At 37.5% G+C, this 18,309-nt stretch carries 13 protein-coding genes and 1 pseudogene; 5 read left to right on the top strand and 9 right to left on the bottom strand.

Going from position 1 to position 18,309, the window contains the following annotated elements:
• Position 1 precedes the first annotated feature (1 nt).
• The 3 genes from nuoK to IPI15_RS07330 are packed head-to-tail and all read right to left on the bottom strand — an operon-like array spanning position 2 to position 1,339.
• Positions 2 to 331, bottom strand: a complete 330-nt coding sequence (gene nuoK, locus IPI15_RS07340) for an NADH-quinone oxidoreductase subunit NuoK (RefSeq protein ID WP_287400369.1) — start codon at positions 329 to 331, stop codon at positions 2 to 4.
• Positions 328 to 843 (bottom strand): NADH-quinone oxidoreductase subunit J family protein, encoded by a 516-nt coding sequence (locus tag IPI15_RS07335; protein WP_287419724.1) that lies wholly within the window; start codon positions 841 to 843, stop codon positions 328 to 330. The genes nuoK and IPI15_RS07335 overlap by 4 nt, the downstream gene beginning before the upstream one ends.
• Before the next feature lies 1 nt (position 844).
• Positions 845 to 1,339 (bottom strand): NuoI/complex I 23 kDa subunit family protein, encoded by a 495-nt coding sequence (locus IPI15_RS07330; RefSeq protein WP_353738772.1) that lies wholly within the window; start codon positions 1,337 to 1,339, stop codon positions 845 to 847.
• Between the two features lie 633 nt (positions 1,340 to 1,972).
• Between IPI15_RS07330 and IPI15_RS07325 the strand changes: the two genes are divergently transcribed.
• Both IPI15_RS07325 and IPI15_RS07320 read left to right on the top strand, forming a co-directional pair.
• Positions 1,973 to 2,680: a DUF421 domain-containing protein gene (locus tag IPI15_RS07325; protein WP_287404344.1), complete on the top strand. Its 708-nt coding sequence runs from the start codon at positions 1,973 to 1,975 to the stop codon at positions 2,678 to 2,680.
• Positions 2,681 to 2,731: 51 nt separating this feature from the next.
• Complete coding sequence (locus tag IPI15_RS07320; protein WP_287400367.1) at positions 2,732 to 2,893, top strand: hypothetical protein; 162 nt, start codon at positions 2,732 to 2,734, stop codon at positions 2,891 to 2,893.
• A 130-nt stretch (positions 2,894 to 3,023) separates the two neighbouring features.
• Here IPI15_RS07320 and IPI15_RS07315 read toward each other — a convergent pair.
• Positions 3,024 to 4,231, bottom strand: a pseudogene (locus IPI15_RS07315) (IS256 family transposase).
• A gap of 244 nt (positions 4,232 to 4,475) precedes the next feature.
• Entirely contained in the window at positions 4,476 to 5,645 is a 1,170-nt protein-coding gene (locus IPI15_RS07310) for a hypothetical protein (protein WP_287404342.1), read from the bottom strand.
• Between the two features lie 614 nt (positions 5,646 to 6,259).
• Between IPI15_RS07310 and IPI15_RS07305 the strand changes: the two genes are divergently transcribed.
• From IPI15_RS07305 to IPI15_RS07295, 3 genes are all read left to right on the top strand, one after another.
• Positions 6,260 to 6,421: a hypothetical protein gene (locus IPI15_RS07305; protein WP_287419722.1), complete on the top strand. Its 162-nt coding sequence runs from the start codon at positions 6,260 to 6,262 to the stop codon at positions 6,419 to 6,421.
• Positions 6,399 to 7,430, top strand: coding sequence for an IS256 family transposase (locus IPI15_RS07300; RefSeq protein ID WP_287419720.1), 1,032 nt, complete (start codon positions 6,399 to 6,401; stop codon positions 7,428 to 7,430). Before IPI15_RS07305 ends, IPI15_RS07300 begins: the two co-directional genes overlap by 23 nt.
• Before the next feature lie 822 nt (positions 7,431 to 8,252).
• Positions 8,253 to 10,943 carry a T9SS type A sorting domain-containing protein gene (locus IPI15_RS07295; protein ID WP_287404338.1) on the top strand — a complete coding sequence of 897 codons (2,691 nt, stop codon included), beginning with the start codon at positions 8,253 to 8,255 and terminating at the stop codon, positions 10,941 to 10,943.
• A gap of 71 nt (positions 10,944 to 11,014) precedes the next feature.
• On the opposite strand, the gene IPI15_RS07290 is transcribed toward IPI15_RS07295, so the two are convergent.
• The 4 genes from IPI15_RS07290 to IPI15_RS07275 form a co-directional block, all read right to left on the bottom strand.
• Positions 11,015 to 12,652 carry a S41 family peptidase gene (locus IPI15_RS07290; protein WP_287404336.1) on the bottom strand — a complete coding sequence of 546 codons (1,638 nt, stop codon included), beginning with the start codon at positions 12,650 to 12,652 and terminating at the stop codon, positions 11,015 to 11,017.
• A gap of 159 nt (positions 12,653 to 12,811) precedes the next feature.
• Positions 12,812 to 13,318, bottom strand: coding sequence for a DUF6702 family protein (locus IPI15_RS07285; protein WP_287404335.1), 507 nt, complete (start codon positions 13,316 to 13,318; stop codon positions 12,812 to 12,814).
• Positions 13,315 to 16,305, bottom strand: coding sequence for a serine hydrolase domain-containing protein (locus IPI15_RS07280; protein ID WP_287419719.1), 2,991 nt, complete (start codon positions 16,303 to 16,305; stop codon positions 13,315 to 13,317). Before IPI15_RS07280 ends, IPI15_RS07285 begins: the two co-directional genes overlap by 4 nt.
• On the bottom strand, positions 16,302 to 18,293 hold the full coding sequence (locus IPI15_RS07275; protein ID WP_287400354.1) for a hypothetical protein: 1,992 nt from the start codon (positions 18,291 to 18,293) through the stop codon (positions 16,302 to 16,304). The genes IPI15_RS07280 and IPI15_RS07275 overlap by 4 nt, the downstream gene beginning before the upstream one ends.
• Positions 18,294 to 18,309 lie beyond the last annotated feature (16 nt).

The raw sequence follows: 18,309 nt of genomic DNA, 5'->3' as shown, positions 1-18,309 counted from the left end.
ATTATCCTTTCAGTTTATCGAGGTTGCTTATATCCACAGATTTTGTATTTCGATATATCATGATCAAGACCGCAAGTCCCACTGCCGCTTCCGCAGCGGCTACAACCATAATAAAAAACACAAAAATTTGACCCGCAGCATCATTTAGGTAGGTTGAAAAAGCAGCCATAAGCAAGTTTACTGCATTCAACATAAGTTCTACACACATTAACACGACAATCATGTTTCGGCGTATCAAAACACCTACCACTCCTATTGTAAATAAGATTAGACTCAGATATACATAATGATCTACAGGAACTCCATGTATCATAGCATTCGCTTCGTTCATAAGTGTATGTTATTATCTTTTTGATCCTTTTTTCCTACCATCACTGCCCCAACCATTGCTGCGAGGAAAAGGATGGAAGCAATTTCAAAAGGTACAACAAAATCCGTAAACAATACTTTTCCAAGGTTTTTAGTTAGTCCTATATTCGCATCTGCTATTCCCGGCTGAGCAACTAATCCTGCACCTTTCATCGCTCCTACCATTACCACTAACAATAATCCTCCAGAGACTACTCCAATCATCTTGAATCTTGTAGACTTCTGAGGTTCGGTATCTTTATTTAGATTGAGCAGCATTAGTACAAATAAAAAAAGTACCATGATGGCTCCTGCATAGACAATGATATGCACTACCGCCAGAAACTGTGCATTAAGTATAATATATTCACCCGCTAGACAAAACATTGTAAAAATAAGAGCCAAAACGCTATTGATAGGGCTATTAGAACCAACTACTACAATGGCTGAAAGAATGGACAGAACGCCTAAAACATAGAACATGATATCGCTCATCTTACTTTTCCAGGTTTTTATGTTTTTGACGCACAGTTATATCTATTCGATGATTGATGTCCTCCACAAGTTTGTCTTTACCATATATGAAACTATCTCTATCAAATTCTGTATCGACCAATCTATCTGTCAAAAAGATAGCTTCTTTAGGACAAGCTTCTTCGCATAAACCACAGAAGATGCATCTCAGCATATTGATCTCATAGGTGGCTGCATATTTCTCCTCCCTGTATAGATGTCGCTCATCCTTTTTTCTTTCTGCCGCTACCATAGTAATAGCTTCTGCAGGGCACGCTACAGCACAAAGTCCGCATGCTGTGCAATTCTCACGTCCTTCTGCGTCGCGCTTAAGTACATGAAGTCCTCTGTAAACGGCAGCAAAAGGACGTTGTTCCTCCGGCCATTGGACAGTAACAGGCTTTTTAAAAAAATGACCGAGCGTAATACCCATTCCACTGATGATTGCCGGCAAATAAGCCTTTTCCATCAGAGTCATTTTTTTATTGCTGACTTTCTTTGATCTATTAGTTAACAGTTGCATTCTACCGCAATATTAAAAAAATTAATACAATTAGGTGTTAGAAAGTATGAAAATAGTTATAAGTGGTCAGTATGTCAGTGATCAGTGGTCAGTATGTTGGCAGTCAGTAGTCATTAATCGGTAATCAATAATCAGTAATCAGTAATCAGTAATCAGTAATCAGTAATGAACAGTACAATTTAATAAAGAAAGTTCCCCATGACATATGAACTGACTTCCGACCCGTTTGACTACTGAACACTGACACTGACTTCTTACCTCTGACCTTTCTTAAATATTAAGTCAAAAGCAATTTTTTGCAGGAGTTCTGTTTGGAACAAAAATGATAATCCCATCTCTCAAATCAGCGTTAAATGTGAGTAGTAATTATCAAATTATAGTTGCTGATAATTTTGAAGTAAATTGCCTTTGTGTTAAAAATCTTTTTTCTCAGAATCGGTATTACAGTTAACCAGTAGAATTTGCAACTTAAATAAACGAAATGCAGCATACTTAATCCCTGTTATACGCAGAAATATAAGGATGCTCTGCAAAATGCAACTATTCACAAAAGCATTTGGTTAAAAATATCAGACGAAATTAAAGCGTATGGATACATTGCAGTCTTTTCTATTGGGAGAGGAACATTGGACTTTTCTATTTGAGGTAATGCTTAGATGCCTGATAGGATTCATAGCCGTCATCATCGGTATCAAACTTACAGGCAAGAGAGGGGTAAGGCAATTATCTCTTTTTGAGATTGTTATTATATTAACACTTGGATCAGCTGCGGGTGATATCGCATTTTATAAAGAAGTTGGCGTGCTCTCTGCTCTGACTACGATTGCGACAATCGTGGTATTGTACAGAATTGTAACATATCTTCTTTTAAAGTCCCGCGCGGTCGGCAAACTAATAGAAGGCGAACCAATGACTTTTATAGAAGATGGTCGCCTGACTTCTTCAGTTATTAAAAACGAAAATATTTCTTTTGACGAGTTTTATATGGAAATGCGACAGGCAGGAATAGAACATTTAGGGCAGGTCCGAATAGCCATCCTCGAAGTAGATGGAGACGTTAGTGTATTTAAAAATAAAGGAGATGAAATTAAGCCCGGACTTTGTATTCTTCCTGATTCAATAAGAAAATTATACAAGTCATTTCCCCATGATGGACTATACTCATGTGTTAATTGTGGCTTGACCAAAATGTATCAGAAAGGTAAAAGTTGCAAATGCTCTTCCTGCAATCATGATAAATGGAGCGAATCCTCTACCAGAGGTTGTACAAATAAAAAATTTCTGGATGGGGAATAATGAATCGAATCGATAAAACCTCATTTTATAAATTATTAAATAAATATACATATGAACATAGAAGAATTAAAGGAAAGCATCAAAGACAAAGAATTGCGCTTAAGTCAACTAAGAATCATGGACACTAATAAGCTTAGGAGTGACGATCGCGATTTGATCAAGGACTTGGAAAGCGAAATTACAGAATTGAAGGAAAGGCTGGGACAGGAGTGAGGAATGGAGAGTTGAAAATGGAGAATTGAAAATGGGGCGAAGAAGGAAGAGACATTTAAAGGGTTGATAAAGTAAAATTGAGAAATAGACACTATCCCACAAAGTGTGTAAGTTGTTTTTTTGGGCTCCCCTAAGCTTTCATAAAATTGGTTAATCTCTCTCCAAAGATAATAATAAATTGATTGGTTACCACGCCCCAGTTATGAATAGGCATGGACCATTTCCTTGTAGCTTCTCTTATGGCCAGATAAACTGATTTCATAACAGATTCATCAGTTGGAAAAGAAAGCTTGTTTTTTGTATATTTTCTGATTTTTCCATTCAGGTTCTCTATTAAATTAGTTGTATACATAATCTTACGGATTTCTAAGGGGAAGCTGAAAAAAGTCGTTAATTCATCCCAGTTAGTCCTCCATGATTGTACTGAATACGGATACTTATCTTCCCAAGTCATTGCAAAGTCCTTAAATGCTGCCTCTGCTGATTGTTTCGTTGGCGCTCCATATATTTTCTTCATATCAGCTGTAAATGGCTTTCGGTCTTTATATGACACAAATTTGCATGCATTTCTGATCTGATGGACAATGCATATTTGAGTGTTTGATTGTGGGAAAACCGTTTTGATCGTTTCCGTAAAACCATTTAAATTGTCTGTAGCTGTTATGAGTATATCATTTACACCACGTGCTTTCATGTCTGTCAATACACTCATCCAAAAGCTGGAGCTCTCTTTCCACCCTAGCCACAAACCCAACACTTCCTTTATACCATCTTGCCTCAGGCCGATCGCTATATAAATCGTCTTGTTTATTACCTTGGATTGTTCTCTTACCTTAAATACAATTCCATCTAACCAGACAATCAAATAGACATCTTCCAGCGGCCTATTTTGCCATGCTACAATATCCTCTGTTATAGCATTTGTTATTCTTGAAATCGTTGAAGTTGATACTTCTACATTGTATAGATCCCTGATCTGGTTTTCTATATCGCTATTACTCATGCCCTTGAATACAATGAAATGATGATATTTTCTATACCTTCAGCCATTCCTTTTCGCTTTGGAACAAGCATCGGTGAAAAACTACCATCTCTATCTCTTGGTACCTGAATGTTATCCTCTCCAAAACTAGTTTTAATCTTCTTATTACTAAACCCATTTCTTGAGTTTGGTGCACCGGTTTTATCGTGCTTTTCATATCCAAGGTGGCTATCCATTTCGCCCTCTAGTATCTTTTCTATCCCTCGTTTTTGAATCGATGTTAGAAAACTCATCAATTCATCTCCTGTCTTAAATTGCTTTAAAATCTCATCACTGATAAAATCTTTTGAATCCATTTGATTTTTTGTTTTTCGTTATAAATTTATTCATTTTTATAACTTACACACTTTATGGCTTAGTACCGAGAAATAGGTAAATAATCCAAAAATCTATTCAGTTTTTATCCAATCTGATAATTCATTCATGTCTAATTCAGAGAATATCATTATAGAGAGATGTATAGAAAATAGCAGCGCCTCTAGGTTAAATAAACCCAAAGGCGCTAACTTGATTTGGTCTAGACAATAATACCCTCAAGTACTATTTGATCACCATAAACTCATTTACATTAGATGATAGAGTACATAGTGTATCAATTACAGTACCTGAAGTTAAATCGCTTGTTCTGCATAGGTACTTCCCTTTACTAGATTCTATCATAAAGTATATTTTCTTACCATCAGCACTAAACTGGGCATATTCAGGATAGGAGGATGTTTTTAATATTTGTTTCACATCAGAGACTATATTGTAGATTCCAATCGTATTATTAGTCTCGCCTGAACAGTAACTAAAGCTATTCCACCTTGAAGTATTGGCATATCCCTGCCCCCCACTAATGGTTAATTTATTAATTGTATTACTGTTTACATTCACAACCTTTCGATCCGGAGCATTTTGATAAAATAGTGAATTACCATCTGAGGTTATACCTAATACAAAAACATTATTGTCTTCAGTTCCTCCCAATCGAGTATACACATTTAGGTCAAAATCGTATTTAAAAAGTATTTTATAATCCCAATGGATAGAGCCGCCATTAACGCCAAATGTTTCTATAGCGCCATACACATAGCGGCCATCGCTTGATGGGTAAAAGACTTTGGTAAACTGTCCAGTTTCAGTATCCCAACCTTTTTCTGGCTGATTAACGGCAAACGAAGCAGGATCCAATGCCGTATCTAATTTTCTTGTTTTAGGATTATAGCGTACCAGGCTTGCTCTATACTGATCATGATAATCTGCAACGTTGCTGGCTGAAAGGTAAAACACATGACCACTCTTACTCACTTTCTCTGTACCCGCCAAGAAATACGAATAACGGCCCTGCCCTGCGGGTAATAGAGGAAGGTTTTCGTAAGCACCATCAGCGATATTAAACCAGGCTCCATTGGTTTGACGGTTTGTTCCTGGCACATTAAAGTCAGTATGCAGTCCGATAATAGCCACATTGTTATTAATCTCTACATTACTTCTAAGATTAGTAACTGGATAAAGGCCGTTAAGTGTCTTATATGTAGGCTCTCCATTTTTAACCTTCAAAAGTGAGAGTTGTGCCCCCATTTCTAGTTTGTTGTTATCACTGAGTTGTAGAACCATAAATTGCTCTTCAGTCCCTGCAGGTGGTTTAATATCTTGGTCGTCATCCGGTGTACAAGAAGTAAGCATCAGCATTGATGCAAATAATGATACAATTAAGAAAGATCTCATAGTTTATTGATTTTGTTAATAATTTTTTTAATAATTTTTCACTATCGCGTATTCCTATATTTAATTTTAATAGTTATAATTTCTATCTAGAATATCATTACTTAATTCTCAATAAAAATAAATTTAAGTTATTCTTGATACATAACTAATCACACTAACTATAAACAATACTATACTATATCAATAGTATTAGCAGGTATTAGTTCCGCTATTTCTGATTCTTTTCTCATACATGATTTCAATCATAATTTAATATGATTTTTCTCACTAATTATGAGTCCAAATAAATAGTTCTTATATATTTATTGTTGATGGCTTTGTTTTGAAAACGAAATTTGTTTAGATTATTAAGAGATAAAATTGAAAATGGAGAATTGAAAATGGGGCGAAGAGGGAAGCAACTATTAATGTAAAATCCAGACTTAAGCTTAAGCACTAATGCTCATAGCTGATGGCTGATGGCTCTGTTGTGGAAACGATGTAGGCTTTTGAGACTGTTCAGAAAAGTGTGTCAACAAAATGACATATTTGTAAATGAAAAAGGAAGTTAACAAACAATCGAAAAAAGTAGAGCCATTCGATTACGCATCATTTGAAAAGAGGCGATCAATGGATTGTATGAAGGCAAGGGTCTGATTGGAGAAGATGGTATATTCACAAAATTGATGCAGCGCTTTATAAATGCTGCATTGGAAGGTGAAGTTACAGCGCATATTAAGGAGGATAAAAAAGTTGGTCGTCCCAATCGTCGTAATGGTTACACACAAAAAAATTGATACAGATCTAGGAGAAGTGCACATCAGCCCACCACGTGAAAGGACAGGAGAGTTTGAACCTCAAATTGTTGGCAAATGGTCCAGACAATTGGGCGGAGGACTAGATAAGCACATTCTAATGATGTATGCACATGGTAATAGTTACTCGGATATTAAAAGACAAATACGGGAAATATATGGTGTTGACTATAGCGAATCATCTATTAGCGAGGTAACAGAACAGGTGTGGGGCGAGGTAGTGAATTGGCAGCAGCGACCATTATTGTCATTATACTGCGTTTTGTTTTTGGATGGCATGTATTTTACAAGCCGGGAAGGCGGTAAATCTACAAGAAAGGTATTGTATTCAATATACAGCATAGATGCCAATGGTGAACGAGATATACTAGGTATATATATCAAGGAATCTGAAGGGGCTCATGAATGGGGCAGAGTGCTTGAAGATCTGAAAAGGCGGGGCATTGAAGATGTGCTGTTCTGTTGTGTTGATGGACTGAAGGGCTTTTCTGAAAGTATAGAGCAAGTGTTTCCAAAAGCGATCGTACAGAGATGTATAGTCCATATGGTCAGAAGCAGCACCAAATATGTTTCCTACCAATATATAAAATCGGTATGTTCTGATCTTAGAAAAATCTATTCAGCAGTGGATAGATCAGGAGCGGAAATGGCGCTGGAAGCATTTAAAGAAACTTGGAATGCCAAGTATCCGGAAATTGCAAAACAATGGGAAGCAAACTGGACAGAGTTAATGGCATTTATGGATTATGGAAGCGGTATCCGTAAAATGATTTATACAACGAACTCAGTAGAAGCATTACATCGACAGATCAGGAAAGTAACAAAGACCAAAGGTTCCTGGGTAAACGACAAGGCGCTAATTAAGCAACTATATCTAATATTGATGTACGGAAGTAAGAGCTGGAATAAAAAGGTATTAGGGTGGTTAAATATATCAAAGGATTTGAACCAACATTTTGGGAAACGTTTTAGTGAGCATGAACTGGAATAAAACACAGAACTCGTTTTCAACAATTTTAACACCTTGAAAAAGCTTGAAAATCGAATTGGTTATTTTCCGCTTTTTAGGAATTAAAATATTGAAAACCGTGACTATAGAATTTTAAAACTATTTTTATAACATGACACACTTTTTTGAACATTCCCAGGCTTTTCAAAATAAGGACTATAATATGTTATACTTATCTCAGAGAAGGAACTCTATTTGCAATGTTGGACTTTTTGACTACTGACTACTGACTACTGACTACTGACTACTGACTACTGACTACTGACTACTGATTAAGAGATATCAATAGATTTTTAGAAATCTATTTGTTCACAAACTTCAGTCAATAAGCAATAAGATATACAGTAAAACTACCAAAAATTATTTTGGTTGTATCCCATGAAGGTTAGGATCAAATTAAACTTCAACTTTACATTATCAAAAGTAATTAGTTAAAACTTGACTTTTGATGCTCGAATATACTCGAGGCAAATACGGAAAGGGTGATGCTTAATAAATTTTAAAAGGGAACTTCGGTAAAGACCGAAATTCCCTTTTTTCGTTTGGTGAAGTATTAAATTTCTGAAATAAATTTTTATCAAATTAACTCATTTTTTTTGATTATTTAGGCAAATAACACTATTTTTCGTAATGTGTAAATAAATGTGGTACAGATATTGCATATATTATGAAAAGAATTATTGCAACAATTAAAAACACCTTATTTTGAAGCTCTTAGAAAATTACTTTCTATTGATATTCAATTAATTGTGAAAATATTATAAAGCATAGTTCAAAAAAAAAATCAACTAAATAAAATTTCTTATGAAGGAAATCTACACATCCTTGAGAGTTAACAACCAATCGATCCTAACTTTTTTTGTTTGTTTTTTAGCTTTTTCTATCCAGGCAGAAAATATGAAGCCTAGCCAAAAAGCTAAGGCAGAAGATTTAGTAGTTGTCGCAGGACACACCAACACTAATTGTTATGGGGGAGAAGACGGCACTGCTTTTGCTACTATAACCGGTGGAGTTCCTCCTTATATTATCATCTGGAATAATGGTCAGACTACAGATACAATCAAAAACTTAAATGCTGGTTCTTATGTAGTCACAGTTACTGATTTTGAGGGAACTGTTGTCACTGGAGGTGTTGAATTGTTAGATCCACCACTTTTGTATGGCAAGGTGATATTATCGGATTCCATTCTTGATTGTAATACGCAGCAATTAACAGCTACTCAGGATATGGTCGGAGGAGTTCTTCCATATAGTTATGAGTGGACATTTCCATATAATATTATTCAAACAGAACAAACTGTCAACATATATCAACCTGCAAACTATCAATACAAAGTTATTGATGCCAATGGATGCACTTTTTCAGGAGATACAACCATTTTGGCTGTAGGTATACCGATCGTAACCCTCACACTAATCGATACGGTGAGTTGCAACGGCCTTAGCGATGGATCTGCCTCTTCAGTGGTAGTCGGTGGTGAGGCTCCCTATACTTATCATTGGTCCAATGGTCAGACAGGGGATACGCTCGTTAATGTTAAATCCGGTGCTTATCTCGTCACCGTGACTGATGCTGTAGGATGTATCGGGCAGGCTGCTGTATTTATTCCTCAACCTAATACCCTCACACTAACAGTGACAGGTAGTGATATCACATGCTATGGGCAAAGTACAGGTATGGTCTTCACCACTGTAGGTGGCGGAACACCAGGCTATGAATACCTTTGGAATAATAATAGTCCAAACTCCAATCTTTTCAATATAGAAGCAGGTGCTTATACAGTAACAGTGACCGATGCCCATGGGTGCACTGTAACTGGAGGTGTGACGATAACGGAGGGGAATGAAATAAATATATTCACATCCACCTTCCCTGTGACATGCTTTGGAGGCAACAATGGCCAGGCATTGGCATTTGCAACAGGTGGAGCCGGTGTATTTCAATATAATTGGTCTAATGGCGCTACAGGTGCACAAGTAACAGATCTTGAAGCTGGTGTATATACTGTTTTTGTCACTGACTTAAAAAATTGCGTTGAGTCAACAACTGTGAATGTTACTGAGCCTGATAAGCTAATCATTACCCTAAACTCTACCCCAGAAGTTCTTGGAGGCGCTGACGGAACAGTAAGTGTTGTAGCTATCGGAGGCACGCCTCCATATACATATATCTGGAGTACTGGATCTACCACTGATTCAGATGAAGACCTTGTAGCAGGTGAGTATTTCGTAACTGTCACTGATCACAACGGCTGCAGTGCGAATGACTCTATAAATGTAGTACCTAGCAATTGTGCTTTTTCTGCTTCCTTATTAGCTATCAACCCGAGTTGTTTTAATATGAAAGATGGCGCACTATTTCCTATAATAGAGATCCCCGGAGCAGAACCATATTACTATATTTGGTCAGATGATACACATGATGTTATTCTCGACAGCTTAGGAACAGGAACTTATTCAGTGACCATCATTGATAATGCAAATTGTATGATATCGATTAATGGCAGCATTAAAGCACCGGATCCTGTGGATGTCCAATTCCAGATTACTCAACCTTCAGGGCCTGACAATCCTACAGCTACGATTATTTTAGAACCGGGTGGTGGTACTCCTCCTTATAAGGCTACATATAATGGCACAGATTATACCAGTGGCGGTGACATCACTATATCAGGCATTCCATCGGGACCTCATACTATTAGTGTAAAAGACTCGAAAGGGTGTGAGGTAATTGTTCAATTCAATGTTGATCAATTTGATTGTCAGATATCAGCCAACATTACAGACCCTTTAGAACCCCAGTGCAAAGGAAGTAATTCCGGCCAATTGTGTGTGGACTATTTTAATAATTTCGGTCCTGTCACTATTGATTGGTCCAATGGTCAGCACACTGATTGTATCACCAATATTCCTGCAGGCAACTACACGGTCGTGGTAAGAGATACTTTGGGATGCACTGCATCTAAGCAATACTTTCTTGAAGAACCTGATTATATCCAACTATCCAATGTCGTCATCATTCCCGGAAGCAATAACTTTGATGGCTCTATTAAACTTAATGTGATCGGTGGTACTCCTCCATTTACTTATGAATGGAAAAAAGATAATATTCCTTTTGCCACCACAAGAGATCTCACAGGATTAAATGCGGGTAAATATGATTTCAAAGTGACAGATTCTCGTGGCTGTATTGTAAACTTTGAGTCGATCATCATCCAGGTTTCTTCATCAAATGCCGCATTGATAAGCAATGAGTTCAAAATATATCCTAACCCAGCCAATTCAATTCTAACTATAGAAAATAATAAAACAGATGGCAATATTGACAAGGTAATGATGATGAACATGACAGGTGAAAAAAGATCAATCAAAACAAATCTAATCGATAAAGATAAGATCAATCTTGATCTGTCCGGATTCCCCGATGGTCCTTATATCTTATGCATCATTCGTGATAATAAGACTTATTACACTAAGGTTGTAAAGGCGCAATAATAAAATCGGTAAGTAAAAAAAAGCCTGATTTACGAAGTGTAAATCAGGCTTTTTTATTAAGATCAATAAGCTTAGTTTTTACTAAGGATTTTATTGTATTTAGCAGGATCTTGCAGAAGTTTGACTGCATCAATTACCTCTGAATCATTATTTATACTATTGACAATCTTGCCTTTTTGATTGTAAAATCTGGTTACAATATCTTTACTGATGAATCTATTTATCTGATCCTTGTGATTCATTAAGACATTCTTTTTTTCTTTAAGTATCTTGTTTTTTAATGCGGTCAGATCAGGTTGAAGTATTTTGAGGAATTCATCTGATTTGGCATCGGCTTCCAACTCCTTAAGTTCTTTTTCTGAATTGGTTTCGAAAGGGTAATTATTGGACTCAACGAATTTCATAAAATCCTCAAAATCAGTAAATTTAAAATCTTCCGCCTTGGCAATGGTAGGATGTGTCTGGATATATTTCGTAACATAATTAAACACCACATAATTATCCAGTAGCGCCTTGACAGGTGCATCTCCTGAATCCGGAACTATTAAAATATCAGGCGTCACACCACCTCCGTCGAGCACTTTTCTCCCACCTTTCGTCCTAAAGACATGACGTTCGTTGTCAGGTACATCCAACGGTTCACCATTTCTATAACTGACACTCTGAATACATCGTCCACTGGGAATGTAATACTTAGACGTTGTTAATTTCAATTTAGAATTAAAACCTATGTCTTTAGTATTCTGCACTAATCCTTTTCCATATGATCTCTGTCCTATGATCACTCCCCTATCCAGATCTTGAATGGCTCCACTGACGATCTCAGATGCAGACGCTGAATGTTTATTGATCAAGACCACAACCGGCAGAGTTTCGTCCAAGGCAGGTCTTTGGGTTGTAAATGTCTTATCCCAATCCCGCACTTTACCTCTTGTACTTACCACTTCTACACCATTCGGCACAAAAATATTAACGATGTTGATCGCTTCCATCAAAAGTCCACCACCATTATCTCTTAAATCCAGAATAACACCTTTTAAAAGTGGATCTTCCTTTTTCATTGTTTTAATAGCATCTGCAATGTTTTTACCTGCATCCTGAGTAAAAGTGGTCAACGACACATATCCTACATGGTCGCGGATAATGCCGGAATAAGGAGCATTGGACATCTTTATCTCACCACGGTTCATTTTGAAGGATTTAATTTCTTTAACTCCTGGTCTACGCACGTCTATTGTTATTGCTGACCCGGGAACTCCTCTTAGTAACACTCCAAGGTCACTCGAATTTTTTCCTTTTGTACTCTGTCCATCTATGGACACAATGACGTCTCCGGCTTTAAGCCCTGCTTCAAATGCCGGACAACCCTCATATGGTTCGATAATAGTGATTTCATCACCAATGGTCTGCACATTAGCTCCAATGCCTTCATACTTACCTTCTGTGAGATAGCGCCATGTTTCAATTTGGGTTTCACTGAAGTAATTGGTATATGGATCCAATGTTTCTACCATAGCATCTATACCTACTTTCATTAGTTTTGAAGGGTCTATATCATCCACATAATATGTGTTGAGTTCTTTGAATAGATTGGAAAAGATCTCAATATTTTTACTGATCTCAAACAACTTATCATTATTATAAACAGCTGCACCCATGCCAATAAAGCCGGACAGAACAACCGTAAATATGATGAGCGCTTTTTTCATAGATATTATTTTAATGTTTTATAGTCTAATTTAGAACGAAAATATAGTAATAAAAGTAGGTAAATTGAATGGAGATAATTTGCTTTAGATACTTCAAAACATCATTTTTAGCTGAATGTTTGATTATTAACGTCGAAGATCGGTGGTTTTAACTATTTTTTAAAAATTGAAAGTTTCTAACCTGGCAGGAAAAGTAATTTTCTTGGTATTTCGTTTACCATCTACAATAACATGAATAATGCTTATTTGGTCATCGTACACCTCATAGTTAAGCGTATTCTGGACGATTACAGTCTTCGGCAAATTAAGATAAGGTGATTCAAGATAAATGTTGACTGCTTCCCGATCTACTTCGTATCCAATATAAGTTAGCAGCATCTGTTTTTTGTCCACGTGTATTGCTAGATGATCTTTCATATATTGTTTGACCAGTTTTTCCATCTGGGATTCCATAGATTTATTAGAGAAGTCCGCCTTTTGCTTATACGTTTTCTCCAATGCCGATTCAAAATCGTCGGTAAATATCTTACAACTTATTTCAAGGTTTTTGTCAACAGCGTTATAATTGATCTCTGTATTACTGACGTGGAATGGATGCCTCACAGCATTGTCCTCAGCAAAATAATTACCCATACCATACAAAAGAATGAAAAGCATCATTTTCATAAGGAAGCATTTAAGTCGCCGGAATGATCATATTTATTGATGGCATCATAAGCTATAGCATGTGCTTTCATGCGATAATTTCTTCTTTCAAGGAGATTATTGTCCATCGTAGGATACGTTCTGTTGGAAAGGAATACAAATACGAGTTTTTCTTGTGGGTCGGCCCATACGGCAGTTCCAGTGAATCCGATATGGCCGAACGTCTCCCGGGAAGCCTTGGCAGTAACATTCTGAGTCAGACTCCAATCTGTCTGTGGCATATCAAAGCCGAGTCCTCGTCTTGTCCCTCCGGGATGCCTTGTAGTGAATACTTTGATAGTTTCAGGTTTAAGGTAATTAAGCCCTCCATATGTGCCACCATTGATTAGCATCTGCATCAAGGTGGCCAAATGAATAGAATTACTGAAAAGTCCTGCATGACCGGATACACCACCTAACATAGCAGCGGCCATGTCATGTACATCTCCCTGAAGGACTTGCTGTCGGAAATATCTGTCATCTTCTGTTGGTGCTATCTGACTCAATGGGAATTTTTCCAAGGGCTTAAAAGTCATTGTATAAAGGCCCATTGGACGGTAATATGTATCATCAAGAAACTTATTCATAGGCATTCCTGAAACTTCTTCGACTACCTTTCTCAACATTATAAACCCAAGGTCACTATATCTGTAATCAGTACTTTGAAGATTTTGTCCGGTGATGATCTGATCCCAAATACTATTGACATAGTCGCCGCGCATATACATTCTGCTTGCTACTTTAATATTGAAAACATCACTTTTCTTACTATTGTAGAAATAAGAAGATGGACGAGTTCTATTGCCATCATTGACTAGTGTCTCTTTATAAAAAGGTATCCAGGGAAATAAACCTGCCCGATGAGCCATGACATCCCGTATCGCCATAAATTCCTTATTGGAACCTCTTAATTCCGGTAAATAAGTCCCTAGGTATTTATAAACATCTAGCTTCCTGTTTTCATATAGCTTCATAATGCCCATGGTAGTAGCTGCCACTTTCGTCACAGAAGCAAGATCATATAGGGTGCTTTCATTGACGGCCTGAGATTTGTTTGAATACGTATATTTACCAAATTGCTTGCTGTATACTACTTTTCCATCTTTCATCACCAGTAGTTCGCATCCTGGTGAAGCCTGCTTTTTGATCAGATCATTTGCCAATTCATCCAGACGGTTGAGTGTCTCTGAATCCATACCTACACTTTCCGGTTCACCAAAACTGATCCTGGTCGTTGTGGTGATATTAATACCACTTTCAAAAGGATAGGGCAAGGCTGTTACAGGCAATTTGCCCAAGATAGGCAATCCTCCAAAGACTGCTTGAATGCCCAAAGATTGTGAGAGCGCATCGTCATTGTATGCACATAAGACTGAATTTGGTTTTATAAAATTGCTAAGACTATAAGGATTACCATAAACAATGAGTATGACCTTGGTCAAGTCGCTTAGCTTCGCAACAAACTCAGCAGCACCCTTGGCCAATTTAAAATTGTCCTTATTTGAATTGTTCAAAGCTGTCACACCCACTATAACCAGATCCATAGCGTCAAGGTCAGAAAGCAGGTTTTTCTGTTCTTCAGGATTTCCGGCTGTGGAGTAATTGAAATGCTTTGCTTTACAATAAGCATCGACTTGAGTTTGAAAGGGAGCCTTGCCATCGCTACCTATGCTAAGGGTAGCTATTTTCTTTTCGATATTTGCCACCGGAACTAATTGGTCATTGTTCTTGACCATGGTGATGGCTTGTTCTATCATTTTTTGCTTGAGCGTTCTCGCTTCGCCTGTATAAAGATCTGATGCAATATTTTTGTTTGAAATATTAACGGGAGATGTAAGTCCGAATCTATATTTAGCTTCAAGAATTTTTTTCACACTTTCGTTAATTCTTTCTTCGGTAAGGGCGCCACTTTTAAGAGCTGCTTTGATGGCCTTTACTGCTACCTCTACATTTTCAGGTAGCAAAAGTACATCTACACCTGCTAGGAGGGCTTTTACTTCAATTTGTCCGCTTCCAAAGTTCTTGGTGACACCTTTCATATCTAAAGCATCTGTAAATACAAGCCCTTCAAACCCCAATCTTTCCTTTAGCCAACCTGTGATTATTGGTTTTGAGAGGGAAGCAGGTACATTTCTGGTGCTATCAAGTGCCGGGACCACAAGGTGGCCGATCATCACACTTTGTACTCCCTGATTGATCATAACTTTGAACGGATACATTTCCAGTTCTTCCAGTCTTTTTCGATCAAATGGCAGGACAGGAACATCATAATGTGAATCTACATTGGTATCTCCATGACCTGGAAAATGTTTAGCACAAGCCATTACACCCGATGACTGCATCCCCAACATGTACATGTATGCCTTCTGGCTTACTACATATTTATTTTCACTAAATGATCTTGTAGCGATCACAGGATTATTGACATTATTATTTACATCGACATCAGGAGCAAAGTTGATGTGTACTCCTATTCTAGTCAATTCCCTCGCTACTTCCTTGCCAAACTGATAAATGATCCTATTATCCTGTATGGCGCCCATAGTCATCTGCTTCGGGAAATTAACGACGCCCGTTTTAAACCTCATGGCAGGACCCCATTCGGCATCCATAGAGATCATAAGTGGCACGGGAGAAGCAAGTTTTTGGTATTCATTGATCAGCTCGATTTGTTTTTCTGCAGTACCCTGAAAGAAACACAATCCTCCGATCTTATAAGTCGTAATCAGATTCTTAATATAACGTGTATGGTCTGCACCCTTGTCTGAATTGGCTCTAACCATAAAAAGTTGACCAATCTTTTCATCCATGGTCATTTTTTGTAGGACTGAGTCTGCCCATTGAGTTTGAGTTTGAAGCGGCAACTTTATGACGGGAACACCCGATTTTGAAAGGCCGGTTACTACAACGCTAGCGAGTAAAATAGTGCCTAAGGCTATAATCTTATAAAACTGTTGTCTTCCTTTCACTTAATAAGTCTTTTCTGTAAAGTAGGATCCTTCCTGATCGCTTCTTCATGATAAAATTTAGCCTTTTCGGCATTGCCAATATTTGCATATGCACTTCCAAGGTCAAACATATAGAACGCATTCTCTTTATCTGCTTCGTGTGCAGCTATGAAGTATGCCAAGGCATCATTAGGCGCACCTGACATACCTATGGCGACACCTGTCAATCTATTCGTTTCGGGATCTTTAGGGTTTAAAGTTAACGATTTTCTGAGGTATTCAAGTGCTTTGGCTAGATTCCCTTCCTTTTCTCCTGCCGCTTTACCGATCTCTCTGTAAGCAATAGCGAGGTTATTGTTGGCGTCCTTAAAGCCGGAATTATACTTCAAAGCAAGTTCATAATTACCTGCTGCATTGACAAAATCATTCTTATAAGCAAAAGCATTTCCAAGTAATAAATACGCGTTGCTATAAGAAGGATGTAACTCTATGGCCTTCAATAAGTGAGCTTGTGCTTCGTCGAGTAATTGTGATTTAATGACAGCATCTTCTGCCCTTGAAGCACTATCTACAAGTATACCTCCGGCACTGTTCTGCATTTTGGCACTATTAGTAGATACCAGAACATCTGTCGTGAAAAGCGTAAAATTATCCTTCCATGCTGTATTTCTTGCAATCGTCTTCAAGCCCAAAATTAGTATAATCGCTATTAATCCAATGTTTAATTTAGATGTTGGCTTATTTTTAACAACATATTTACATAATAACCAAGCTATTATCAAACTGATACCGATACTTGGAATGAATAGGAAACGCTCTGACATCAATGTTCCTACGGGAAATAATACATTGGACATAGGGAATAATGCGATCAAATAGAATAGTAAACCAAAAACTGCTATTTCTTTTTTTCTAAGTCTGATTATTGACCACACGATCATCGCCCCATATATGAGTACGCCAAGTATGGCCATAAAGTCTGACCAAGTGGTAATGGCAATTTGTTTTGGATAATAATCGCTGGTAAGTGGGTACGGAATGATGGACAGCCAAAGATACCTGACCATGGTCACCGAGATTGTTGCCAATTTCTGACTTAGATCGATAGGAAGATATCCATTTCCAGTCCAGGCTAAAAATGGGTTATTCATTAACTCGACTATGGGGCCATTATTGGGTGGAGAACCAAGGACACTATGTCTGATTAATAAATATACAGCAGCAATAGCTATCAGTGGAATCGAGGATATCACAATTCTGCCTGCGGATTTATCAGAAAAAAACCAGATAGCTAAGGGAGCCAGGGCAATAAATACAATGCCATTTTCTTTGGAAAGCATGGACAAAAACATAAAAAGAGCAGCAACCAGGGTAGGAAGTAATTTATTTACCATCGCCCCTTTCCAAAGAAAATAAGTGCCTGCCAGTCCAAATAGACAACATAACAACTCGTCTCTTCCCTTGATGTTAGCTACCACTTCCGTATGAATGGGATGAACTGTAAAGATGAGCGCGGCGAAAAAAGCAATCAACTGCGCAGAATTGTGTTCTAGTTTATGGGAAAGTATCTTTCTAAGTAAAACAAATAACAACATGCATGTGAGTGCAAAATATAGTAAATTGAATATATGGAAGATGATAGGTTTAAAGCCAAAGATTTGACCTTCTAATGCAAACATAGCCAACGATAATGGCCTGTATCGACCACCTGCTACTAAATGATCCTTTCCGCTTTCCTTAAAAAATCCAAAGAAGGTGTCATTGCCAAATATACCGGGCCAGCCTGCTACTCCTTGCTGTGTAAACTGATTTTCTGATATGACGATAGCATCATCCAATACGTATGTGCCGCCTATACTATTTGCATAGTAAGCTATGGCTATAAAACCAATGAGAAATACCAGCCATGAGTTAGGTAACAATCCTGCCAATTTATTTTCTCCAACAGATACATTGCTCACAGCTGATGCTGCAATTATTTCTTGGTGTTTTTTCTTAACATTTGCCATTCAGAATTACGGAATA

The sequence above is a fragment of the Candidatus Brachybacter algidus genome (assembly GCF_016707225.1).
Classification (GTDB): domain Bacteria; phylum Bacteroidota; class Bacteroidia; order Chitinophagales; family Saprospiraceae; genus Parvibacillus; species Parvibacillus algidus.
Note: the sequence above shows the minus strand (reverse complement) of the source record. Positions and strands in the feature narration are given on the sequence as shown.